This is a genomic window from Martelella endophytica (assembly GCF_000960975.1).
Lineage (GTDB): Bacteria > Pseudomonadota > Alphaproteobacteria > Rhizobiales > Rhizobiaceae > Martelella > Martelella endophytica.
In genome coordinates this window covers 3,853,474-3,876,775 of sequence record NZ_CP010803.1, presented here as the reverse complement: position 1 = coordinate 3,876,775, position 23,302 = coordinate 3,853,474, and the positions used below count along the sequence as shown (strand labels likewise).

At 62.3% G+C, this 23,302-nt stretch carries 21 protein-coding genes; 13 read left to right on the top strand and 8 right to left on the bottom strand.

Features of this window, described 5'->3' with window-relative positions:
- Window positions 1–20 precede the first annotated feature (20 nt).
- Both TM49_RS17910 and TM49_RS17905 read left to right on the top strand, forming a co-directional pair.
- A complete protein-coding gene (locus tag TM49_RS17910; protein ID WP_045683257.1) occupies window positions 21–557 on the top strand; it encodes a TetR/AcrR family transcriptional regulator in 537 nt (178 codons plus the stop codon).
- Window positions 558–595: 38 nt separating this feature from the next.
- A complete protein-coding gene (locus TM49_RS17905) occupies window positions 596–1,267 on the top strand; it encodes an NAD(P)H-dependent oxidoreductase (protein ID WP_045683255.1) in 672 nt (223 codons plus the stop codon).
- A 10-nt stretch (window positions 1,268–1,277) separates the two neighbouring features.
- On the opposite strand, the gene TM49_RS17900 is transcribed toward TM49_RS17905, so the two are convergent.
- Window positions 1,278–2,696 carry a helix-turn-helix domain-containing protein gene (locus tag TM49_RS17900; protein ID WP_045683253.1) on the bottom strand — a complete coding sequence of 473 codons (1,419 nt, stop codon included), beginning with the start codon at window positions 2,694–2,696 and terminating at the stop codon, window positions 1,278–1,280.
- Between the two features lie 229 nt (window positions 2,697–2,925).
- Between TM49_RS17900 and aceA the strand changes: the two genes are divergently transcribed.
- The 4 genes from aceA to TM49_RS17880 all read left to right on the top strand — a co-directional run bounded on the left by aceA (window position 2,926) and on the right by TM49_RS17880 (window position 6,448).
- Window positions 2,926–4,212 (top strand): isocitrate lyase, encoded by a 1,287-nt coding sequence (gene aceA / locus TM49_RS17895; protein WP_045683251.1) that lies wholly within the window; start codon window positions 2,926–2,928, stop codon window positions 4,210–4,212.
- A gap of 70 nt (window positions 4,213–4,282) precedes the next feature.
- Window positions 4,283–4,546, top strand: a complete 264-nt coding sequence (locus TM49_RS17890) for an SMc00767 family acetate metabolism repressor (protein ID WP_045683250.1) — start codon at window positions 4,283–4,285, stop codon at window positions 4,544–4,546.
- Between the two features lie 211 nt (window positions 4,547–4,757).
- The gene (locus tag TM49_RS17885) at window positions 4,758–5,519 is read left to right on the top strand and encodes an electron transfer flavoprotein subunit beta/FixA family protein (RefSeq protein ID WP_045685442.1); all 762 of its coding nucleotides are present in this window, start codon (window positions 4,758–4,760) and stop codon (window positions 5,517–5,519) included.
- Window positions 5,519–6,448 carry an electron transfer flavoprotein subunit alpha/FixB family protein gene (locus TM49_RS17880; RefSeq protein ID WP_045683248.1) on the top strand — a complete coding sequence of 310 codons (930 nt, stop codon included), beginning with the start codon at window positions 5,519–5,521 and terminating at the stop codon, window positions 6,446–6,448. Before TM49_RS17885 ends, TM49_RS17880 begins: the two co-directional genes overlap by 1 nt.
- A 58-nt stretch (window positions 6,449–6,506) precedes the next feature.
- Here the strand turns inward: TM49_RS17880 and TM49_RS17875 are convergent, their stop codons facing one another.
- Both TM49_RS17875 and TM49_RS17870 read right to left on the bottom strand, forming a co-directional pair.
- Entirely contained in the window at window positions 6,507–7,421 is a 915-nt protein-coding gene (locus tag TM49_RS17875) for an NAD(P)H-dependent flavin oxidoreductase (RefSeq protein ID WP_045683246.1), read from the bottom strand.
- Window positions 7,422–7,440: 19 nt separating this feature from the next.
- On the bottom strand, window positions 7,441–8,025 hold the full coding sequence (locus TM49_RS17870; protein ID WP_052699926.1) for an acyl-CoA thioesterase: 585 nt from the start codon (window positions 8,023–8,025) through the stop codon (window positions 7,441–7,443).
- A 188-nt stretch (window positions 8,026–8,213) separates the two neighbouring features.
- Here TM49_RS17870 and TM49_RS17865 point away from each other — a divergent pair, with 188 nt between their 5' ends.
- The 6 genes from TM49_RS17865 (at window position 8,214) to TM49_RS17840 (ending at window position 16,266) form a co-directional block, all read left to right on the top strand.
- The gene (locus tag TM49_RS17865) at window positions 8,214–9,983 is read left to right on the top strand and encodes a long-chain-fatty-acid--CoA ligase (protein WP_144409607.1); all 1,770 of its coding nucleotides are present in this window, start codon (window positions 8,214–8,216) and stop codon (window positions 9,981–9,983) included.
- A gap of 47 nt (window positions 9,984–10,030) precedes the next feature.
- Window positions 10,031–10,426 carry a MerR family transcriptional regulator gene (locus TM49_RS17860; protein ID WP_244464750.1) on the top strand — a complete coding sequence of 132 codons (396 nt, stop codon included), beginning with the start codon at window positions 10,031–10,033 and terminating at the stop codon, window positions 10,424–10,426.
- Between the two features lie 211 nt (window positions 10,427–10,637).
- The gene (locus TM49_RS17855) at window positions 10,638–11,774 is read left to right on the top strand and encodes a thiolase family protein (RefSeq protein WP_045685437.1); all 1,137 of its coding nucleotides are present in this window, start codon (window positions 10,638–10,640) and stop codon (window positions 11,772–11,774) included.
- Window positions 11,774–14,107, top strand: a complete 2,334-nt coding sequence (locus tag TM49_RS17850) for a 3-hydroxyacyl-CoA dehydrogenase/enoyl-CoA hydratase family protein (RefSeq protein ID WP_045683243.1) — start codon at window positions 11,774–11,776, stop codon at window positions 14,105–14,107. Before TM49_RS17855 ends, TM49_RS17850 begins: the two co-directional genes overlap by 1 nt.
- 17 nt (window positions 14,108–14,124) lie before the next feature.
- A complete protein-coding gene (locus tag TM49_RS17845) occupies window positions 14,125–15,915 on the top strand; it encodes an acyl-CoA dehydrogenase C-terminal domain-containing protein (protein ID WP_045683240.1) in 1,791 nt (596 codons plus the stop codon).
- Between the two features lie 30 nt (window positions 15,916–15,945).
- Window positions 15,946–16,266 (top strand): SCP2 sterol-binding domain-containing protein, encoded by a 321-nt coding sequence (locus tag TM49_RS17840; RefSeq protein ID WP_052699925.1) that lies wholly within the window; start codon window positions 15,946–15,948, stop codon window positions 16,264–16,266.
- Between the two features lie 334 nt (window positions 16,267–16,600).
- Here the strand turns inward: TM49_RS17840 and TM49_RS17835 are convergent, their stop codons facing one another.
- From TM49_RS17835 to TM49_RS17820, 4 genes are all read right to left on the bottom strand, one after another.
- Window positions 16,601–17,011: a DUF2147 domain-containing protein gene (locus TM49_RS17835; RefSeq protein ID WP_045683237.1), complete on the bottom strand. Its 411-nt coding sequence runs from the start codon at window positions 17,009–17,011 to the stop codon at window positions 16,601–16,603.
- Window positions 17,012–17,111: 100 nt separating this feature from the next.
- A complete protein-coding gene (locus TM49_RS17830) occupies window positions 17,112–18,395 on the bottom strand; it encodes an OmpP1/FadL family transporter (protein WP_244464749.1) in 1,284 nt (427 codons plus the stop codon).
- Between the two features lie 274 nt (window positions 18,396–18,669).
- Complete coding sequence (locus TM49_RS17825; RefSeq protein WP_045683235.1) at window positions 18,670–19,407, bottom strand: LytR/AlgR family response regulator transcription factor; 738 nt, start codon at window positions 19,405–19,407, stop codon at window positions 18,670–18,672.
- On the bottom strand, window positions 19,395–20,504 hold the full coding sequence (locus TM49_RS17820; RefSeq protein ID WP_045683233.1) for a sensor histidine kinase: 1,110 nt from the start codon (window positions 20,502–20,504) through the stop codon (window positions 19,395–19,397). Before TM49_RS17820 ends, TM49_RS17825 begins: the two co-directional genes overlap by 13 nt.
- Window positions 20,505–21,540: 1,036 nt before the next feature.
- On the opposite strand from TM49_RS17820, the gene TM49_RS17815 reads away from it, so the two are divergent.
- On the top strand, window positions 21,541–22,470 hold the full coding sequence (locus TM49_RS17815) for an aldo/keto reductase (protein WP_045683231.1): 930 nt from the start codon (window positions 21,541–21,543) through the stop codon (window positions 22,468–22,470).
- Window positions 22,471–22,545: 75 nt separating this feature from the next.
- Here the strand turns inward: TM49_RS17815 and TM49_RS17810 are convergent, their stop codons facing one another.
- Window positions 22,546–23,223: an alpha/beta hydrolase gene (locus TM49_RS17810; RefSeq protein ID WP_045683229.1), complete on the bottom strand. Its 678-nt coding sequence runs from the start codon at window positions 23,221–23,223 to the stop codon at window positions 22,546–22,548.
- Window positions 23,224–23,302: the final 79 nt, after the last annotated feature.

Here is a 23,302-nt window from a genome sequence, read left to right as displayed (position 1 = left end):
GTTCGTTTTACATATCGTCCATGACCACGCTGAGAGAGAAGATACTCGCCCGTGCGGAAACCACCTTCGATCATCACGGCTTTGCCGGATCGGGCGTCGACCGGCTGACGGCCGCCGCCGAGGTGTCGAGCCGCACGCTCTACAAACATGTCACCAACAAGCAGGCACTCGTCGTCGCCGTGCTCGAAGAGCGGCAGAACCGCTTCTTCGCGCGTTTCGACGTTGACGACCTCGAAGCCCTGTTCGAGGAGCTGGCGCAATGGGCGGAGGCCGAGGGTGCTCGCGGCTGCCTGTTTCTGCGAGCTGCCGGCGAGATGGGCGAGGATGACCCCGCCGTTGCGGCCGCGGTCGCCCGCTATCGTGAGCGGCTTCTCGCCCTCATCGAAAGGCTTTGCGCGAAGGCGCTCGGGCAAGCCCCGCCGACAGAGCTGACGGAGCAGGTTCTCGTCCTCTTCGAAGGTGCCGTCTCGGCCTCCAGCTATCGTGGCGAGAGCGCCATCCGTGCTGCCGGCATGGCTGCGCTTCTGCTGATCGGCAACGCCAGAGCCGAGCGCTAGGCGATACATCTGTCCCGACATCAAGAGAAAGGTTCGACATGCACCTGCTCACCGTGTTCTCCCATCCGTTTCGCGACCGGTATCCGGCCGCCGTGATGGACGCTTTCCACGAGGCCTTCCAGGCCCGCGGCGATACGATCGATATTCTCGATCTGCACCGCGAAGGCTTCGATCCGCGGTTCACCGAGGCCGATCATGCGCATTTCTGGGGTGGCCCGATTCCGCCGGGCATCGCCGAGATGCATCGCCGCGTCGAGCGTGCCGACCGGCTCGCCTTCGTCTATCCCGTCTACTGGTGGGGCATGCCGGCGATGATGAAGGGCTGGATCGAGCGCGTCTTTACCGGGGGCTGGGCCTACCAATACGGTAAGGGCGTTGCCGATCGCGGCAAGGCGCCGCTGCAATCGCTGCTCGGCAATATCCCGACCGTGCTGATCGGGATCGGCGGCTCGTCGCAGCGGACCTATGACAAATACGGTTATGACGAGGCCATGCGCACGCAGCTCGATGTCGGCACCTTTGCCTATTGCGGGGTCCGGGATGTCGAAAGCCACCTGATCTATAACGTCGAAGGCGACGAGAACGCCCCGCTGCGCGCCGAGGGCCTGGACCTCGCCCGCGCCGTTGCCGCTGAATTCGCCTCGCCCGACCGCAGCGTCCGCGATGCCAGAAGGGACCATCTCGATCGCCGCGCCCGGATGGCGAGGTGAGCGCGGACGCCTAGCGGAAGTCGAAAGCGGAAAGCCCGGCGGCCATTTCGTCGAGGCCGAGCGGGCGGGTGATGGCGGGTTCAGCGCGCGACAGACAGCCTTGTCGTTCGCAGAGCCGGCAGACTGGCCCGATGCGCTCCACCTCGGCCGAACCCGCATGCCGTTTGCCGTAGACCGTCTGTTCGGCCTCGGCGAAGGGAAGGCCGAGCAGTAGCGCGGTGCGCCTCGGCCTTTCGTCTAGCGCCGGTTCGGGGCCATCCACCGTGCGCGACAGCAGCAGGAACTGGCTGCCATCGGGCATCTCCACCCGCTCGGAAAGCAGCCGGCCGGGCTGGTAGAAGCTCTCGTAGACCCGCAGCTTCGGACACTCGCCGCGAAAGTCGGCGTGCGGAAACCCGTCGGCGCCGAAACGCCGCAGGATATTGCCGGCGCCATCAACCTCCATCGCGAAAAAGCCCGGCCCCGTCTGCTGCGGTCGCCTGAGGCTCGCAAGCCGCGTCGCCGCCTGTTCGAAGGAGACCGAGAAGCGGCCGCAGAGCAGGCTGATATCAAAGCGCTCGCGGCGGGCGGCCTCGATGAACGGACCATAGGGCATCAACAACGCATTGGCGGCGTAACGGGCAAGCTCGAACCGGGCGAGGCGCCGGGCCTCGTCGCTGGAAAGCGTCAGGCCATCGGCCGTCGTCGAGATCTCGTCTCGCAACGCCAGATGCGCAACCTCGATGGCGATCTCCCGCTGCCGGTCGTGCGGCGAAAACCGGGAGGAGATGAACAGGCGCATCGTGTGGCGGTCGAAACGGCGGCCGAGGCTGACCATGGCTCCGGGCGGCAGAATGCGCACGGTGATGCCGTGTTTCTGCTTCAGCCATGCGCGCAACAGGGTGCCTGGATCGTCACCCGTCAGAACACCGCGGTGAAAGGCTTCCGCTGCCGCGTCGATGGCCGGGAAGAAGGCCGGACGCCGCGAAAACAGAGTCTGGACCTCCTCGTGCGGGAGGCGTGCGCTGGCAAGGCCGGTATCGTGGCCTTCGCGCGCAAGCAGTGCCGTCAGATCCGAAAGCCGGGCGGCCTGTTCGCCATAGGCGCGATAGAGCTTGATCAGGGCAAGGGCGGCATTGGGGGCGGCCTCGCTCACTTCGACCAGTTCCTGATCGCCCGGCAGTTCACCCGATAGCAGCGGATCGGAAAACACCAGCTTCAGCTGGCTCAGCATGCCGCTGTCGTCGCTTTGCAGCGCCGTGATATCGACGTCATAGACGGCGGTGAGCTTCAGCAGCAGCTGAACGGTCAGCGGGCGCTGATTGCGTTCGATGAGGTTCAGGTAAGAGGGCGAGATGGCGAGTGCCTCGGCCATCGCCGTCTGCGTCAGACCGAGCGCCTTGCGCAAACGCCGCAGCCGCGGGCCCGCAAATATCTTGTTCTCCGCCATGCGCTCCTCCCAAGCCATCGCAGTCTTTTTTACAAATTTGACATTTTTACAAATGCGCATCGTAAAAAGAACGACAATATAACCCGATTTATAGCTTGATGAAAGGCAATATCGTCGCCTTTCTTTTATCAATTCTGTAAAGTCTGTAACAGATCGTTGGTCGGTACTTCTTGCAGGAGATGGGGTGTCGGGCGAACGGCCGAATTGTCGTTTTGAGAGGAGAAGAACGATGACAGATTTTTACAGATTGGTTGAGAGTGCACCCGAGGGGCGCTTTGATGGTATCGCGCGGGGCTATGGCGTTGCCGAGGTGGAGCGGCTGCGCGGCTCTCTTCGCATCCGTCATACGCTTGCCGAGTTGGGCGCCAACCGGTTGTGGCGACTGCTCCACGAAGAGGATTTCGTCAACGCGCTCGGTGCGCTTTCCGGCAATCAGGCGATGCAGATGGTACGTGCCGGGCTGAAGGCGATCTACCTGTCCGGATGGCAGGTCGCCGCGGATGCCAATACGGCCTCGGCCATGTATCCCGACCAGTCGCTTTATCCAGCCAATGCCGGGCCGGAGCTTGCGCGGCGCATCAACCGCACCCTGCAGCGCGCCGACCAGATCGAGGTTTCCGAGGGCAGGGGTCTGTCGGTCGACAGCTGGTTCGCGCCGATTGTCGCCGATGCCGAGGCCGGCTTTGGCGGGCCGCTCAACGCATTCGAGATCATGAAGGCCTATATCGAAGCCGGCGTTGCCGGTGTTCACTTCGAGGATCAGCTGGCATCGGAGAAGAAGTGCGGCCACCTCGGCGGAAAGGTGTTGATCCCGACCAGCGCCCATATCCGCAACCTGACCGCCGCCCGGCTTGCCGCCGATGTCATGGGCGTGCCGACCCTGGTCATCGCCCGCACCGACGCGGAGGCGGCAAAGCTGCTCACCTCCGACATCGACGAACGCGACCAGCCTTTCGTCGATTATGCGGCCGGCCGCACCGCGGAGGGTTTCTACCGGGTGCGCAACGGGCTTGATGCCTGCATCGCCCGGGCGGTCGCCTATGCACCCCATTGCGACCTTATCTGGTGCGAGACCTCGAAACCGGACCTGGAGCAGGCGCGCCGCTTTGCCGAAGGGGTTCACCGCGCGCATCCGGGCAAGATGCTCGCCTATAACTGCTCGCCTTCGTTCAACTGGCGCAAGAACCTTGACGAAGCAACGATCGCGCGGTTCCAGCGCGAGCTGGGCGCCATGGGCTACAAGTTCCAGTTCATCACGCTTGCGGGCTTCCATCAGCTGAATTTCGGCATGTTCGAATTGGCGCGCGGTTATCGCGACCGCCAGATGGCGGCCTATAGCGAGCTGCAGCAGGCCGAATTCGCCGCCGAGGCCAAGGGCTATACCGCGACCAAGCATCAGCGCGAGGTCGGGACCGGCTATTTCGATGCGGTTTCGATGGCAATCACCGGCGGTGCGGCCTCCACCACCGCGATGGGCGATTCGACCGAGGCCGCCCAGTTCGAACCCGCCGAATGACATCACCGGGCCGTGCCGAAGAGGAGCGGTACGGCCACAACGGGCCAATGAAGGCCAGAAGGAGGAGAAAATGACACCGAAACTCAATGTCAGAGAGCGCGCCGATCTTCAGGCAGCACAGATGACGACTGACCAGCAGGCCGCGATCCGCATGATCGCCAATGACCTGCACCGGCTGAACCAGTCGGTGATGCGCGCCGTCGACGCGGGCATATCGGTCGAGCTCATTCGTTCGGCGCGCCACCATGGCGGCAGCAACAACTGGGGCGACCTGCTGGTGCCGGTCATCATCGCCGGCGCTACAGTTGCGCCCGACGACGCCGCTATCGCCTGAACCCCGCTTGAATACTGCGGAAAGCGCGACGGCCCGGTCCGCCGCGCTTTTCGTCACCTGCCGCCCTGGTTTCGAGGGACTTGCACAAGATCTTCAACTCCGATATGACCTATACGTCATAATTATAACCTATATGTCATATAGGGTGTGAAGCAGGCAGGATCGCTGTGAGGAGACAGGGATCCGCCGGAAAGCGGAGGAGATGCAGGTCATGAAGATTCTGGTGCCCGTCAAGCGGGTGATCGACTACAACGTCAAGGTCCGGGTCAGGCCGGATGGCTCCGGCCCGGAGCTTGCCAACGTGAAGATGTCGATGAACCCGTTTGACGAGATCGCGATGGAGGAAGCCATCCGGTTGAAGGAAAAGGGGCTCGCCGACGAGATCGTCGCCGTTTCCATCGGCGTCCGGCAGGCGCAGGAGACGCTGCGCACCGCGCTTGCGATGGGCGCCGACCGTGCGATCCTCATCGTTGCCGCCGACAGCGTGGAGACCGATGTCGAGCCGCTCGCCGTTGCCAAGCTGCTGAAGGCTGTGATCGAGCAGGAGCAGGCCGATCTGGTGATCGCCGGCAAGCAGGCGATCGACAACGACATGAACGCGACCGGCCAGATGCTTGCCGCGCTGCTCGACTGGCCGCAGGCGACATTTGCCTCGAAGGTCGAGCTCGCCGGCGGCAAGGCGGAGGTGACGCGTGAGGTCGATGGCGGCCTGCAGACGATCTCGGTCGAATTGCCGGCCATCATCACCACTGACCTGCGTCTCAACGAACCGCGTTACGCTTCGCTGCCCAACATCATGAAAGCAAAGAAGAAGCCGCTCGAAGAGAAGACCGCCGCCGACTACGGCGTCGACGTTTCGCCACGCCTCGAGATTGTACGGACCCGTGAACCGGAAGGGCGCAAGGGCGGCATCAAGGTCGCCTCGGTCGATGCGCTGATCGAGAAGCTGAAAACCGAAGCGGGAGTACTCTGATGTCCGTTCTTCTTCTTGCCGAAACCCACGGCGACGCTCTGGCGCGGGATGCCACCGCGAGGGCCGTGAAGGCCGTGTCAGGCCTTGGCGACGTCACTCTACTGCTGGCCGGGGCCGGTGTTTCCAAGGCTGCCGACGAGGCCGCGCGCATCGATGGCGTCAGCAAGGTGTTGGTCGCCGACGCCGACGGGCTGGCGCACCGGCTGGCCGAAACGACGGCAGCGCTGATCGGGGCGCTTGCGGATGGTTTTGACATCATCGCCGCGCCGGCGACGAGCGACGGCAAGAATATCCTGCCGCGCGTCGCCGCGCGCCTCGATGTGATGATCATTTCCGATGTGACAGCTGTCGTTGACGCCGAAACCTTCGACCGGCCGATCTATGCCGGCAATGCGATCCAGACGGTGAAATCGCACGATCCGGTCAGGGTGGTGACGATCCGCACCTCGGCCTTCGAGGCAGCCGGAGAGGCGGCAGCGCCGGCCCCGATCGAAAAGGCAGACGCGCCTGAAACGAGCGCCCGGACGCTGTGGGTTGCCGACAAGGTGGCCGAGAGCGATCGGCCCGAGCTCACCTCGGCGCGTGTGGTCGTGTCCGGCGGGCGCGGCGTCGGTTCGGCGGAACAGTTCGAAATCATCGGCAAGCTGGCCGACAAGCTCGGCGCGGCTGTCGGCGCCTCGCGTGCCGCGGTCGATTCCGGCTACGCGCCGAACGACTGGCAGGTCGGCCAGACCGGCAAGGTGGTGGCTCCGGACCTCTACATCGCCTGCGGCATTTCCGGCGCCATCCAGCATCTGGCGGGTATGAAGGATTCGAAGGTGATCGTCGCGATCAACAAGGACGAGGAAGCGCCGATCTTCCAGGTGGCCGACTACGGCCTCGTCGCCGATCTGTTCGACGCCGTGCCGGAGCTGACGGAAAAGCTCTGACCCGGTGCCCGAGGAAATGCCGGCCATCCCAACGGGGCGGCCGGCATTTTTGTGGGTTTCAGTCCTGAAGCCTGGCTCGGGCGGCCGCATATTCGTCCTCGAACCGGCAAACCAGGGTTTCGACGGTCGGCACATCGGCAATCGCACCGATACCCTGGCCGGCCGACCATACCGTTTTCCACGCCTGGGCCTCCGATTTGAGGTCCATTGCGCCATGGGGTGGAAGATCGTCGGGGTCGAGCCCGGCGGCAACGATGCTGGGCCGCAGGAAGTTCGCCGCCACGCCGGAAATCGCCGGCGTGTAGGCGATATCGGCCGCGCGCCCTTCGACGATCATCTGCTTGTGCCCCTCGGGCGCCATCGATTCGCGGGTGGCGAGAAAGCGTGTTCCGACATAGGCAAGATCGGCGCCGAGCACGCGCGCCGCCGCGATATGCGCACCGGTGGAGATCGCGCCGGAAAGCGCGATCGGGCCCTGGAAGAATGAACGGATTTCGGAAACCAGGGCGAAGGGGCTCAGCGTGCCGGCATGGCCACCGGCGCCAGAGCAGACGGCAATGATACCGTCAACGCCCGCCGCGACGGCCTTTTCCGCATGGCGGCGGTTGATCACATCATGGAAGACAAGCCCGCCATAGGCGTGGACCGCATCAACCACCTCTTTCACGGCGCCGAGCGAGGTGATGACTAGCGGCACCTTGTGCGCGGCGACGATGCGCAGATCGGCCTCCAGTCTTTCGTTGCTTTTATGGACGATCAGGTTGACGCCATAGGGCGCGTCGCCTTCGGTGAGGGCTGCGGAAATCGTCTCGAGCCACGTGGCAAAGCCTTCGCTGCTGCGCTGGTTGAGCGCCGGAAAGGTGCCGCAGACGCCGGCCCGGCAACAGGCAATCACGAGCTCCGGTCCGGACGCGAGAAACATCGGTGCGGCAATCACCGGGAGGCGCAGCCTTTGCATGAAGGTGGTCGGCATGAATCCTCCGTGCGGGCGATCAGCCGACCCGCGATGCTGGATGGTGGGCAAGGTGCTCCCGGTCGCCGCCAAGTGCTGCCCGCTCCTCGGGCGAGAGCAGGATCTCGCAGGTTTCGGGAAGCGGCGGACTTTCGGGTAGTACGCCGAGCGAGGCGAACATCTCTGCGGTCGTCACCTTTCGGCCGGCCTCCAGCATCAGCGCGCGCACCGTCGCCGTGACGGCGACATCGCCCTTGTGCGGGCCGGTGAGCGGTATGATCCGGTGCTCCATGAACAGTGAATGCTCGGTCCAGCCGACGACTTGCGTTTCCATCCGGAAGCGCTGGAAAGCGCCAAGTGAGCGATGGTAACGGGCGTTCACGCCGGTCAGCACCGGCTGCCATTTTTCCTTCAGCATCCGCCGGCCAAGGCCCGAACGGAACAACAGGTCCATTCGTCCAATATCCATGAAGGTCAGATATCTGCCATTGTTCACGTGCAGGTTGAGGTCGAGATCATGGGGCCACACCCTGAGGACGACACTGGAGGTTTCCTCGGGAGGGCTGAGAGGCGGTGCGAATTTCGCTTTCGCCAGCGTCGTGAGCAGTCTCGCCCAAACATACATGATGTGTCGCAGTCCCTGTTGAGAGGCGGTTATCCCGCATTTGTCGGCTTTCGTTTGACGGTCGTCAACAATGGTCTTGAAGTGAGTGACGTATACGTATATAGAATATCCTAAGGGTCATGTCGAAGAAAAATTGCCGGACGTAAGCCTTGAGGAGGGTGTCCGTGCAAGTAGGAGGAGACGTGCAAGTGGTTTTCGATTCCCGGCCGGCAGCCAATGCTGCCGGTGATAGTCCTGTCGCCCGTCAAGCCTGCAAGGCGGGATCCCAGTCAAATCATGATGGGGCCGCCACGCTGACGGCCTTCTTCGACGAGGCGGTCGGCCGGTTTGCCGACAAGGTCGCCGTCGAGTTCTTCGGCCGCACCTGGTCCTATGGCGAAATCGATGCGCTTTCGGATCGGCTGGCCGCCGGCCTTGCCGCGATCGGCGTTCGCAAGGGCACCCGTGTCGGTCTCTGCCTTCCAAATTCGCCGTATTCGGTGATTGGCTTCTTTGCCGTACTGAAGGCAGGCGGCATCGTCGTGAATTTCAACCCGCTTTATACGAGCCGCGAGATTCGTGACCAGATCCGCGATTCCGGGACCGAGTTCATGTTCACGCTCGATCTCGAAGCCGTTTACAAGGGCCTTGGTCCGGCGGTTGCCGAGACTGGTCTGAAGCGCGTGATCGTCTGCCCCATGGCCGAGGTTTTGCCGCCGGCCAAGGGGCTGCTGTTCCGGCTGTTCAAGCGGACCGATCTTGCCCACATTCCAGATGATCCGCAGCACGTGCACTTCGATGCGCTGATGCGCATGGCGAGCATCGTGCCGGTGCCGGAAATCGAGACCGCGCCGGAAGACATCGCCGTGCTGCAGTATACCGGCGGCACGACCGGGCTGCCGAAGGGGGCGATGCTCTCGCACCGGGCGCTGGTTGCCAATGCGCGGCAGTTGATCGCGCAGAGCGACACCACCGGCCTGCTTGTCGAAGGCGGCGAGGTCATGGTCTGCGTCCTTCCCTTCTTCCACGTCTTTGCGATGACGGTCTGCATGCTCTACGCCGTCGAGATCGGGGCTTCGATGCTGCTGGTGCCGCGCTTCAAGCGCGATGAGCTGATCGCCCTTATGGAAAGGCGCAAGCCGACGCTGTTTCCGGCAGTGCCGACCATTTATGGCGCCATCAACAGCGTTGCCGAAACCCGTAAGCTGCATCTGGAATCGCTGAAGCTCTGCATCTCGGGCGGGGCGCCCCTGCCGCTGGAAGTGAGGGCCGATTTCGAGGAGCTGACCGGTTGCCGGCTTTCGGAGGGCTATGGGCTCACGGAATGTTCCCCGGTGGTCTCCGTCAATCCGCTTGATGGTGCGCCTGGCAAGAACGGCTCGGCCGGACTTCCGATGCCAGGCACGACGCTCGAGATCCGCGATTCGGAAAATCCTTCCGTCCTGCTGCCCAAGGGCGTGAAGGGCGAACTTTGGGTGCGAGGGCCGCAGGTGATGTCCGGCTACTGGAACCGGCCGGAGGAAACCGCCAACGTGCTGCGCGACGGGGCGCTGCGCACCGGCGATATCGGTTATCTCGACGAGGAGGGTTTCCTCTTCCTCGTTGACCGGCTGAAGGACATGATCATCTGCAGCGGCTACAATGTCTATCCGCGGATGATCGAGGAGGCGCTCTACGAGCATGATGCGGTCGCGGAAGCGATCGTCATCGGTATTCATGACGAATACCGCGGCGAGGCGCCCAAGGCCTATGTTTCGCTGCGCGAGGGTGCGACCGTCACCGTCGAGGAATTGCACGCCTTTCTCAAGCCGCGGCTTTCCAAGATCGAACTTCCGAAGGAAATCGAGATCCGTGACAGCCTGCCGAAGACCTTGATCGGCAAGCTGTCGAAGAAGGAGCTGATCGCCGAAGAGCGTCGCGCGACGCATCACGCCGCTGCTGTCGCCGCGGTCGGGGAGGCGAGCCATGTTGACGCATAGGGCAGGGGGCCGTTATGGTGAAACGAATTTCGACGAGAAGGTTTCCTGTGACGGACCAGTTCTTTACCGTTACCCAGCTTGCGAGCGAGCTCGGGATCACGCCACGCGCCGTGCGGTTTTACGAGACCAAGGGATTGATCAATCCCGGTCGCGCCGGCAAGACGCGCATCTACACCCAGCGCGACCGCGCCCGGCTGATCCTGATCCTCAGGGGCAAGCGGCTCGGCTTTTCGCTGCAGGAAATCAAGCAGTTCCTCGACCTTTACGAGATCGACCGGACGCAGCAGGAGCAGCTTACTGCGCTTCTGAAGGCGGTGCGCGAACGCATGCATCTGCTCGAGGAGCAGAAGGTGGCGCTCGATCTGACGCTTGCGGAGCTGCAGAACGTCGAACGCGAGGCCGAGGATCGGCTATCGCAGAAGGCCGGAAAGCTTGCCAGCTAAGGCCGGTCTTACAGCGTAAAAACAGCGCTTTAAGCAAGTATCCTGATGAAATTTCGAGGCGGGCGTTTGCCTTGCCCGCCGTCATGCCCGTGCCTCGTCCCGCACCGGCAGTTGCCGTTACCGCGCGCTCTTTGAATGGAGGGCGCTGCGGCGCTCCTGCATGCGCGCGCTCTTTTCCAATCCACAGCATCGCGTTTTTCGGGAGGATGCCATGACCAACGTTGTCATCGCGGGCTATCAGCGCTCGCCGTTTTCACTCGCCACCAAGGGCGAACTGGCCCGTGTCCGTCCAGATGATCTTGCGGCCCAGGTGGTTCGCGGCCTCGTCGAAACGACGGGCGTCAAGCCGGAGGATATCGAAGACCTCATTCTCGGCTGTGCCTTTCCGGAAGCCGAGCAGGGCCTCAATCTCGCGCGTCTCGTCGTGCTGATGGCCGATTTGCCCCAGTCGGTGGGCGGCGTTACGGTCAACCGTTTCTGCGGCTCGTCGATGCAGTCGATCCACATGGCCGCCGGCCAGATCCAGCTCGGTGCCGGTGAGGTGTTCATCTGCGCCGGGGTGGAAAGCATGAGCCGCGTGCCGATGATGGGCTTCAACCCGATGCCGAACCCGGCGCTGCATGCGAAAGAACCGGGTGCCTATATGGGCATGGGCGACACAGCCGAAAACGTTGCCACCAAGTGGCAGATATCGCGCCAGGAACAGGAGGCCTTCGCCGTCAGGAGCCAGGAAAAGGCTGCGGCTGCCCGCGCCAGCGGACGCCTGAAGGACGAGATCGTGCCGATCCGTGTGAACGGCGCCTCGGTTTCCGAAGACGGCTGCATTCGTCCGGAAACGACCGCCGAGGTTCTGGCCGGGCTGAAGCCTGCTTTCTCGGTGGACGGCACGGTGACGGCCGGCACCTCTTCGCCCCTGACGGATGGCGCTTCCGCCGTGCTGGTCTGCTCCGAGGAATACGTGCTGAAGAATGGGCTGAAGCCGCTGGCACGCCTGACTTCGGTCGGCGTTTGCGGCTGCGCGCCGGATATCATGGGCATCGGCCCGGTCGGTGCCAGTCGCAAGGCGCTGAAGCGTGCCGGGGTCGATGTCGGCGCGATGGACGTCATCGAACTCAACGAGGCTTTTGCCAGCCAGTCGATCGCCTGCATTCGCGACCTCGGCCTTGCCGAAGAGCGGATCAACATCGATGGCGGCGCCATAGCGCTTGGCCATCCGCTCGGCGCGACCGGCGCGCGGATCGTCGGCAAGGCGGCGTCGCTTCTGGAGCGTGAGGGTGGGCAATATGCCCTTGCGACCCAGTGCATCGGCGGCGGGCAGGGGATTGCAACCGTGCTGGAGCGTGTCTGATGGCCGGAACCAATTTCGAAATCAACAAGGTCGCCGTTATCGGCGCCGGCGTCATGGGATCGGGCATTGCCGCCCAGGTCGCCAACGCCGGACACAAGGTGCTGCTGCTCGATATCGTGCCGGACGGTGCTTCCAACCGCAGCGTGATCGCTGAAACAGCGGTTGCGAAGATGAAGAAGGCCGACCCTGCGCCCTTCATGTCGAAGCGCGCACCCAAACTGGTCGAAACCGGCAATATCGAGGACGACCTCGAAAAGCTCGCCGATGTCGACTGGATCATCGAGGTCGTTGTCGAGCGGCTTGACGTGAAGCAGGCGCTCTATCGCCGTATCGACGCGGTGAGAAAGCCGGGCACTGCCGTTTCGTCGAATACCTCGACCATTCCGCTGGCCCGTCTCGTCGAAGGCATGCCGGATAATTTCGTGCGTGATTTCATGATCACCCACTTCTTCAATCCGCCGCGTTACATGCGGCTGATGGAACTGGTGAACAGCGCCAAAACGGATGCAGCTCTGGTCGCGGCCGTGACCGACTTCGCCGATCGCAAGCTCGGCAAGAGTGTCGTCGCTTGCAACGACCGGCCCGGTTTCGTGGCAAACCGGCTCGGGGTGACGTGGATCCAGCTTGGCGTGCTGAAGGCACTGGAGCAGGGGCTGACGATCGAAGAGGCCGATGCGGTGATGGGCAAGCCGTTCGGCATTCCCAAGACCGGCATTTTCGGTCTGATCGATCTGGTCGGCCTCGACCTGATGCCGCATGTCGGCGCAAGCCTGAAGGGCGCCCTGCCGGAGGGCGACATGTTCCATGAGACCCATCGCGACCTGCCGCTCGTCGACCGGATGATTGCCGAAGGTTACACTGGTCGCAAGGGCAAGGGTGGCTTCTATCGTCTGAACCGGGAGGGCGGCCAGAAGATCAAGGAAGCGATCGATCTCGAGAACGGCCACTACCGGACGTCCGAAAAGCCTGATGCGCCGGCTTTGAAAGCCGCCAGGAAACCGCGTCAGGTGATGGAGATCGACGGACCCCTCGGCCGCTATGCCTTTAACGTCATGGCCAACACGCTTTCCTATGCCGCAAGCCTTGTCGGCGACGCCGCCGACGATATTGCGGCCATCGATGAAGTCATGCGGCTTGGTTACAACTGGCGTTGGGGGCCGTTCGAGCTTGTCGATCAGATCGGCGGCGCGTGGCTTGTCGCGCGCATGCGGGAAGAAAACATGCCCATCCCCCCGCTTCTGGAAACGCTCGGTGATCGAAGCTTCTATCGCATCGAGAACGGTCGGCGTCAGGCGCTTCAGCCCGATGGCAGCTACCGCGACATTGCCCGGCCAGAGGGCGTCGTCATGCTTGAGGACATCAAGCGCGTCAGTGAGCCGCTTCTGAAGAACGGCTCCGCGTCTGCCTGGGATATCGGCGATGGCGTCGTCTGCTTCGAGTTCACCTCGAAGGCGAACGCCATGGACGACCAGATCATGGCGCTGCTCGACAAGACGATCGGTCTCGTCAAGAAGAATTACAAGGCGCTGGTGATCTACAATGAAGGCACGCACTTCTCCGTTGGCGCCAATCTCGGCCTTGCGCTCTTCGCCGCCAATATTGCGGCCTGGGGCGAAATCGAAAAGCTCGTCAGCAACGGCCAGAGCACCTATCGGAAGATGAAATATGCGCCGTTCCCCGTGGTTGCCGCGCCCTCGGGCATGGCGGTCGGCGGCGGATGCGAGATCGTGCTCCACGCGGATGCGGTTCAGGCGCATGCCGAGACCTATATCGGGCTCGTCGAATGCGGTGTCGGCCTCGTACCGGCCTGGGGCGGCTGCAAGGAAATGCTGACCCGCTGGCAGAAGAACCCCGCGACCCCGAAGGGGCCCATGCCGGCGACGGCCAAGGTCTTCGAAATGCTGTCGACGGCGACCGTGGCCAAATCGGCCGACGAGGCGAAGGACCTCTTGTTCCTGCGCAAGGATGACGGCATCACCATGAACCGCTACCGGCTTCTGGCCGATGCGAAGGCGCGCGCGCTTGCGATGGTCGATGGCTATCATCCACCGGAGCCGGAGGAAATCGTGCTGCCCGGCCCCTCGGGCAAAGTCGCGCTGGAAATGGCAGCCCAGGGCTTTGCCCGCCGCGGCATTGCCACACCGCATGACATGACGGTGGCGAGCGAACTTGCGACCGTGCTTTCAGGCGGTGCGACCGACATCATCGATCATGTCGATGAGGAAAGCATTCTCGAACTTGAGCAAGAGAGCTTCATGCGCCTCGTCAGGACGACGAAGACGCTCGATCGGTTCGAGAGCATCATCGAAACCGGAAAACCCCTTAGAAACTGAGACAAGGACGGAAACCCATGCAAGTTTACAATGCGCCCATCCGGGACATGCGTTTCGTTCTGCATGAACTGATCGGCATCAGCGACTATCCGGACATGCCGGGTCTCGAGGAAATCAGCCCTGACCTTGCCGATGCCATTCTGGAAGAATCCGGCAAGTTCTGCACCGAGGTGCTGTTGCCGCTGAATGCTTCCGGAGACGAAGAAGGCTGCGTTCTGGAAAACGGCGTCGTGCGCACCCCGAATGGATTCAAGGAAGCCTACCGGGCGTTTGCGGAAAGCGGCTGGACCGCAATGGCCTCCGACCCGGAATGGGGCGGGCAGGGCCTGCCTGAATCGATCAACAAGCTGGTGGAGGAGATGAGCTGCGCGGCCAATCTCTCTTTCGGCCTCTATCCGGGCCTGACCCACGGCGCCTATCAGGCGATTGTCGATCACGCCAGCGAGGAGTTGAAGCAGACCTACCTGCCGAAGATGGTCGAGGGCACATGGTCGGGCACGATGTGTCTGACGGAGGCCCATTGCGGTACCGATCTCGGCCTGCTCAGGACCCGCGCCGAACCGCAGGATGACGGCAGCTACAAGATCACCGGATCGAAGATCTTCATCTCCGCCGGCGAGCATGACCTGACGGAAAACATCATCCATCTGGTTCTGGCACGTCTTCCCGATGCGCCGAAGGGGATCAAGGGCATCAGCCTGTTCCTGGTGCCGAAATTCCTGCCGAATGCCGAAGGGGCTCCCGGAAAGCGCAACGGCGTCTCGTGCTCCGGTATCGAGCACAAGATGGGTATCAAGGCTTCAGCGACCTGCCAGATGTCGTTCGACGAGGCAAAGGGTTGGCTTGTCGGAGAGCCGCACAAGGGCATGCGCGCCATGTTCACGATGATGAACAGCGAGCGGCTGTCCGTCGGCATTCAGGGGCTCGGCGCTGCGGAAGCGGCCTATCAGGGCGCTGTCGCCTATGCCAAGGAACGGCTTCAGGGGCGCTCCTTGTCGGGTGCGAAACATCCCGACAAGCCTGCCGATCCGATCATCGTTCATCCCGACGTGCGGCGCATGCTGATGACGATGCGGGCAAACACCGAGGGCTGCCGCGCGCTCGGCGGCTGGGTGGCGCGCAACCTCGACATGATGAAGCATCACCCCGACCCGGAAAAGCGGAAGGAAGCGGAAGATTTCACCGCGCTGATGACGCCGATCGTCAAGGCGCTGTTCACCGACCTCGGCTTCGAGACAGCCTCGATCGGCATGCAGGTCTATGGCGGCCACGGCTTCATCCGCGATCATGGCATGGAGCAGTATGTTCGCGACAGCCGTATCTCGATGATCTACGAGGGCACGAACGGCGTGCAGGCGCTCGATCTTGTCGGTCGCAAGCTGCCGGCGCATATGGGGCGCTATCTGCGCTCGTTCTTCCATCCCGTGCTCGAGGAAATCGACGCCGCCGTCGATGACGAGCGGCTTGCCGATCTGGTCCAGCCGCTGTCGAAGGCCTTTGGCGGGCTGCAGCTCTGCACCGCCGAGATCGCGCAAAAGAGCCTGAAGGATCCGGAAGAGGCGGGTGCCGCCGCAACCGAGTATCTGCGCCTGTTCGGCCTCGTTGCGCTTGGCGTGATGTGGTTGAGATCGGCGAAGGTCGCCCATCAGGCCCTCGACGGGCAGTGCGACGATCCGAACTTCTACAAGGCCAAGTTGACGACCGCGCAGTTCTACATGACCCGTATCCTGCCACAGGCTGCCGGCCTCGTCGCATCCATCCGTTCCGGCAAGGCCGCGATGATGGCGCTCGATGAAATGGCGTTCTAGGGCGCCGGCGAACAGTAGGAGGAGAGTTTAGTGGCTGAGATCAGTGCGCTTATCGCTGCAATGGAAGACAAGTCCGACAGTCTCGAGGAACTGGGCTACAGGGTCCGCTTCGATCTGAAGGATGGCGGTTCCATTCTGCTCGACGCCACAAACGGCAATGTCGAAATCGAAGAGGATGGCACGGGGGAGGCGGAGGCCGATACCGTCCTCATCCTCACATCCGACAATCTGGAAAAGCTTGTCGAGGGGAAACTGAACCCCATGCTGGCTTTCTCGACGGGGCGTCTGAAGGTTCGCGGCTCGCAGGGCGTGGCGCTGAAGCTTGCCGGCCTTCTCGAAGAAGCGTCATAAGCCCGCCTGAAACACGAAAGGCAGCGCCTGTTCCGGGCGCTGCCTCCAGGTTGCTGACAAAGCCACAGCTTCTGGGACTGTCACTCACGCCAACCCACCCACGGGTGTCATGCTCGGACCTGATCCGAGCATCCAGGCGGCTCAACCGGTTGATTTTCCTGAGTCTTAATGTATGCACTGGCAGCACTGCCTGGATCCTCGTGTCAAGCACGCGGATGACCCGAGCTTAGGGGCTGTTTGTCAGCAGTCTGAAGGCAGCGCCTGTTCAGGGCGCTGCCTCGATAGCGTGCGACCGGCACGCCATATGCGGCCAGTCGCGTCATTTCGATATGTCCTATTTCGTCCTGCGCCAGGTCTGGCTCTTGCAGATCGCACCGCCCAGAATGCAGCCTGAAAGCTTGAGCGTGTTGGTGTCGGTAAGTTCCATCTTGCCGGTGTAGGTCTTGCCGTTCTCGAAGTTGTAGAGCTTGCCTTTCCAGGCATTGTTGCCTTCGGGCGCCAGGCCGTAGAGCATCTGTGTGCCGACGAGATCGCGGCTGCGCTTGCCGGCAACGGGGTTCTTCTCGTCCTTCATGGGCGTCTTCTGCCAGACAATGGTGCCGCAGAGATTGCCGCCGCACGGCGCGATCTGCACCTGCGTCTTGCCGCTTTCCGTCAGCCATTTGCCGTCCGGTGAGGCGGCAGCAGCGCTGGTGACCGTCATCAGACCGAGAGCAAACGCGCCTGCGATAACTGCCTTGATCATGGAAATCCTCCCTCTCGTTTCCAGACATGAGCCGGGGCTCCTCCTCAAGAACCCCGGGCATCGTTCCGCCCCCGTTGTTGTTCCGGGGGCGGCTCTGTTTTCAGAAGCGATAGCGCAGGCTGGCCGACACGATATCGACATGGGCATCGACATCACCGAAGAAGGCGAGACCCGCATAATGCGGATTGCTGGCATCGATCTTGATGTCGGTATCGCCGGTAGTGAAGATGTGCTCATAGGCCAGATCCAGCGACAGCCTGTCCGTCCAGTTGTAGGTACCGCCGATCGAGGCATGGATACGATCGCTGTCGGGCAGGCGCAGATCGCGGTTCTTGGAGGAGATCGGCGACCATTCATAGCCGAGACCGCCACGCACGGTGAACTGATCGGTCCAGTCATATTCGAGGCCGATGGCGACGTAGTAGCCGTCGTCATATTCGAAGGGCAGTTCGGCAAGCTCCAGCCCATTGGTGAAGCCGGAAGTGCCGTAGACCGGGAAGTTGTTGAAAACGCTCCAGTTGGTCCATTCGAACCCGGCATTGAACGTCAGCTTGTCGGTCAGCGCCTGGCTGAGGCCTACCGTGATCTGGTCCGGAAGCGTCAGATCGGTCTTCACCGAATACCAGCCGGCCGGTAGCGGCGGCAGACCGGCCCCGAGCTTCAGCGTGCCTTCAAGGTTCTGCTTGATCTGCGAACGGTAGCCGACGCCGATCACCGTGCCATCCATCGGCGTCAGGGTGAAACCGAGGGTAAAGCCGACGCCCCAGGAATCGCCGCCGAGTTCGGCGGTCGGTGCACCCGGATAGGGGCTCATCGCCTGCGTCAGCCGCGTACTGAAATACATCGCCTCGATGCCGCCGCCGACCGCCAGCCAGTCGTTGACCTGATAGGCGATGGTCGGGGTGATGTTGTAGCTCAGGACTTCCGACGTGCGGGCATAGATCTGCCCGGCGTAATTGGTCGGGTTCTTGGTTTCGAGGCCGAAGGGTGTGTTGAGGCCAAGGCCAAGCCAGAGGTCGTCGGTCACCTGATAGCTGACATAGCCGGCCGGCAGCGCCGCGTCCATGGCCATGTCGCCCGTCGAGCCGGTGCCACCCAGCAGAAGCAGGGCAGGCGCGGTGCCGCTCGCTGGACTGATGTCGGAATAGGGGAAGATCCCGGAAAGGTCGACCTCTGCCTGGAAACCCTCATAGGCCGCCATGGTCGCCGGGTTCCAGTACATCGAGCCGAGGCCCGCCTGTCCGGCGGCGGCGCCGGCAAAGGCCTGCCCCTGACCTGCCGCACTCTGCTCGCGCAATGCGAACGAACCGGCGGAAGCCGTTCCCGTAAAGGCCAATGTGGCCACGCTCACGGCCAGAAAACGCATTCGGCTGGTTTTGATCATCGTTTGCTCCTCCTCACGCAAAACCGGAGCGCATCACGCTCCTACTCCCGATTGGAAACATAACTAACGTTAAGGGCAGGTAATATCCTCAAAAGGAATAATGCAGAGCAATTTTCACGTTTGTGACCTAATGGTCACAGGTCTTGCTTGCCGCGTTGCGGCCAAGCCGATGGCTCGGGCAGCGGCAAGTTGCAGGTTGATGATGGGGAATCGTATCGCCGAAGCCGTGGCGTCAGCGCCTCTGCGGTGTCGCGTATCGATCGACCGCTGCCTTTCAACTCGCGGGGGCACCGAGGAGTTGGCGGAGGCGTTTGGTGGCGGAGCGGCCAAGCGGTATCGTGTGGTCGCTGGAGGCGAAGCGCACATTGCTGCGTCCGCCGCTTTCCCATTCGACAGAGCCGATCTGGTCAAGGTTGACGATAAGTGAGCGGCTTAGCCGACAGAATGGGGGCGAGGGCAGGTCAGCCTCGAACTTGCCGAGCAGGCCGCCGGCGAGATAGGTCTGGTTGTTGTCGAGATGCACCCGGGTGAAATCTGCCTCGGCCTGCAGCAGGGTGATGGTGTCGATCGAAACCATCACCGATGACATCATCGATTTCAGGAGGATGCGGGCAGGTTGGCCCGTCCTCGGGCCTGGCGATGTCGCGTATGTCTGCTGGGCGAGCCGTTCCCGCAGGCGGTTGATCGCCGTTTCGAGCCGTTCGGGCTCGACCGGCTTCACGAGGAAATCCAGCGCCGCGACATCGAAGGCGTCTATGGCATAGAGGCTATAGGCCGTGACAACGATGACGGCCGTTTCCGTCGACAGATCACGGACGATGTCGAAGCCCTTGCCGCTCGTGAGCTCGATATCGAGGAAAACCGCGTCCGGCTGCAGCGACGCGATCAGCGCGCGCGCCTGATCGACCGAACCGGCTTCGCCAATGATTTCGATATCCTCGAAGGCGGAAAGCATCCGGGTCAGCCCGCGCCGGGCCGGCGGTTCGTCATCGACGAGGATTACACGAGGCATGCGGAACCTTTCAGTACGAGTCTGGCGACGACGTTCCCGCCCACCTCACGCAGTGTCAATTCATAACCTTGCGGATAATGCAGTTGCAGCCGCTTGCGGGTGTTGGCGAGGCCGATGGCGGGGCGATCGCTCCGCTGCGGCGCAAGCGTGCCCGAATTGACCACCTCGATCGCGATACTGTCCTCGTCGATGCGTTTCACGACAACGGTTATCTCGATGTCGGCGTCCTGATGCCGCAGCCCGTGCTTGACCGCATTCTCGACCAGGCCCTGCAGGATCATATGTGGCACCAGTACATTAAGCGCCGAAGGATCGATGCTCACCGTACACCGAAGCCTTTCCTCGAAACGCAGTTCCTGTATGCGCAAATAGGCGCGCATGGCCTCGAGCTCGTCGGTGAGGGGGCAAAGCGAATGGGCCGCCTGGTCGAGGCAATAGCGCAGATAGGCGGAGATGCGGCGAACCATTTCCAGCGCTTCGTCCGGCCGTTCGTGGATTTCGGAGGCGACCGAATTGAGGGCGTTGAACAGGAAATGCGGGGCGAGCTGCAGATGCAGCCGTTCCAGCTCGAGCCGCATCGTTTCCGACCGCGCCTCGGCCGCCCGGAAACGTTCCGACCGTGCTTCCAGGAGGGCGGTTAGCCAGAAATACATCAGCGACCAGCCCACGAGTACGATCGTATAAAAGACCGTGGTCATCCGGGCGTCGATCGGCAGCTGGACGTCGCCAAGGAAAATCCGTCGCACGACGTCGGCGATCTGCATCAGCAGCACGCCGCCGGCACCCGAGAAACACAGCAGGAAAATGACGATCGGGACGGATGTGATCCGGCGCCTCCGTGACAGGAAGAAGACGTGCAGCGCTCCTGTCATCAAAAACCCGATCGGCTCGAGCGCCATGGTCATCACGGTCGCTGCGAATAGATCGTTGAAGGTGAGGAGCCGCGCGGTCCAGGCGAAGAGCGTGAGAAAACTCCAGGCGGCTATCTGCGCCCCCCAGAATGTCCTGATCATTGGCACCGGCACACGCGTAGGCAGCGCCGACTGACTGCCGGCGAGCGCTTCCGTCTTGCGTCGATGTTCCGCATCGCCCGCCATGAATATCTCGGACCTCCTTTTCGCGTCTGCTGTCACCCCTTCTACCTCTTCCTTGCTCGGATCGAACGCCGGTTCATCGAAAAAACAACCGCTTTCATCGAAATACAGATGAATTCGCTCCTGCCTCTGGCATGGTGAAGGGATATCGGACGTGATGCCGCGCCAGGTCGTTCAGGATCTGCCGACGGGATCGCCGTCCAGTTGCTTCGGGGGGCACGGATGACTTTCCACGCATCACGCGGCGTCGAGACCGCATTCTCACGTCCGGCTGTGTCCCCCGAAGTTTCCGGTCCCTCATGTTCGGCTCGGTTTGCGCCGCTTCGCTTCTGGCGGCATCGGCGAGCCATGCAGACGATTGTAACTACACCGGCGACCCCGTCACTTGTTCGCTCGATTCCAGCAGCGCATCCGTCAATCTCAAAGCCACGGCACTTTCGATCAATGCCGGCGATGACGTGCTGCGATCCAGGTGACGCAAAACGGCTCGATGCAGACGCTGACAATCACGTCCGGCACGCAATATTCGGGATGGCTGATCGGCTCGGAGGGGGCCGACGGCGACGATAAAGGTGGCGCCCCGGCCGCGTCACGGTGCGAAGCGATACCAGCATCACCGTCGATGTCACGGGCTCGACGTCCTACATCAGCGCCGCCATGGCGGCACGCAGCATTGGCGGCAAGGGCTGCACGGGGCCGAACAAGGATTAACCGGGGCGACCCTTTCGAATGTCGACCTGCGTCTGGAATATGAGGGCCATTTCTCCGACAAGATCACCTCAAGCGCCGGCAAGGTACGCCTGAGCGTGCCGTTCTGACGGCGCTCGCTGCGAATCTTAAAAAGAAAGGCAGAATCCCGCACACGCGAGTTCGATGATCCGGTTCTGAGATCGCGAGATCGAACATCAGGGCCCGCGGCGGTCGTCGCGGCCCCTTTTTATCGAGCTTGTGCGTTCAACGCCATCTGCGGGGCTTTCGCTGGTCGCGCGAAGGCTCTACGGTCCCTCGACTTTAGCGACCGATGCAAAAGGGGGAAGCCATGAAATACTATACCGTTCCGCAAACCGGGATTGAAGTCTCGAGCGTCATTCTCGGGCTGATGCGGATCACCAGGATGGCCGATGCCGATATCCGAACTCTGTTCGATGCGGCGGTTGACGCTGGCGTGACCTGTTTCGATCATGCCGATATCTACGGCGGCGAGCGGCACCTTTGCGAAAAGCGTTTCGGCGATGCGGTTACGCTTTCGGCCGACGACCGCGCCCGCATCCTGATCCAGAGCAAGGTCGGCATCCGCAAGGGGTTCTTCGATTTCTCGAAGGAGCATATCCTGGCGACCGTCGATGGCTCGCTTGCGGCGCTGAAGACGGATTATCTCGACGTGCTGTTGCTGCACCGGCCGGACACGCTGGTGGAGCCGGAGGAGGTGGCGGAAGCCTTTGACGAACTGCACGCGGCTGGCAAGGTGCGGCAGTTCGGTGTGTCAAACCACACGCCCGGGCAGATCGAGCTGCTGAAATCGGCGGTGAACCAGCCACTGCTCTTCAATCAGGTCCAGCTCAGCATCACCCACGCCAATCTGTTCGCACAGGGGATTGCCGCCAACATGAAGGGGCTCGACCAGTCGATCTCCCGCGACAACGGCCTGCTCGACTATTCGCGGCTGAAGGGCATGATGCTGCAGGCCTGGTCGCCCTTCCAGAAGGCGTTCTTCGATGGCGTGTTCATCGGCGATCGCGAGAACTATGCGGAACTGAACGACGTGCTCGATGACCTCGCTGCGGCTTATGGCGTGACGCCGACCGGCATCGCCACCGCCTGGATCACCCGCCATCCGGCCAATATCCAGGTCGTGCTGGGGACCACCAATCCCGGCCGTGTTCGCGAATGTGCCGCCGGTTCGGATGTGACGCTCAGCCGCGAGGAATGGTACCGCATCTTCCGCGCCGCCGGGCATACGCTGCCATGAGGCGTTTTTCTTACTGTAAGCGTTAAAAAAAACGGCCGGAAGTTCCGGCCGTTTTCTATTACAAAATCAGATACCTCAGCGGATCCGCTTCGGCGCTGGTTCAGGCACCAGCTCACCCTCAAGCCGGCGGTCGAGGTAGTCTTCGCAGTCGGCCAGAAGCTCGTCGTTCTTGCCGGAGAAGAAGTGGTTGGCGCCGGAAATGGTCTTCTGGGTAATCAGGATGCCCTTCTGCGTCTTCAGCTTCTCGACGAGGCCGTTAACGTCGCGCGGCGGCGCCACCTTGTCGGCATCACCATGGATGATGAGACCGGAAGACGGGCAGGGCGCGAGGAACGAGAAGTCGTAGATATTCGGCTGCGGGGCGATCGACATGAAGCCCTCGATCTCCGGCCGGCGCATCAAAAGCTGCATGCCGATCCACGAGCCGAAGGAATAGCCGGCGACCCAGCAGTTCTTCGAATCGGGATGCAGGCTCTGCACCCAGTCGAGCGCCGCGGCCGCATCCGACAACTCGCCCGAGCCGTGGTCGAATTCGCCCTGGCTGCGGCCGATGCCGCGGAAGTTGAAGCGCAGCGTGGTGAAGCCGCGGCGCTGGAACATGTAGAAGAGTTCGTAGACGATCGGGTTGTTCATGGTGCCGCCGAAACGGGGATGAGGATGCAGCACGATCGCGATCGGCGCATTCTTTTCCTTGGACGGCTGGTAGCGGCCTTCGAGGCGGCCAGCCGGGCCATTGAAAATCACTTCGGGCATTGGCTCTCCGGAAAATTCGATCCGAACTGTTCTGCTCGCTTGCGGGAGGGGTGATGACTTGACTATTTAGGTCATCTTT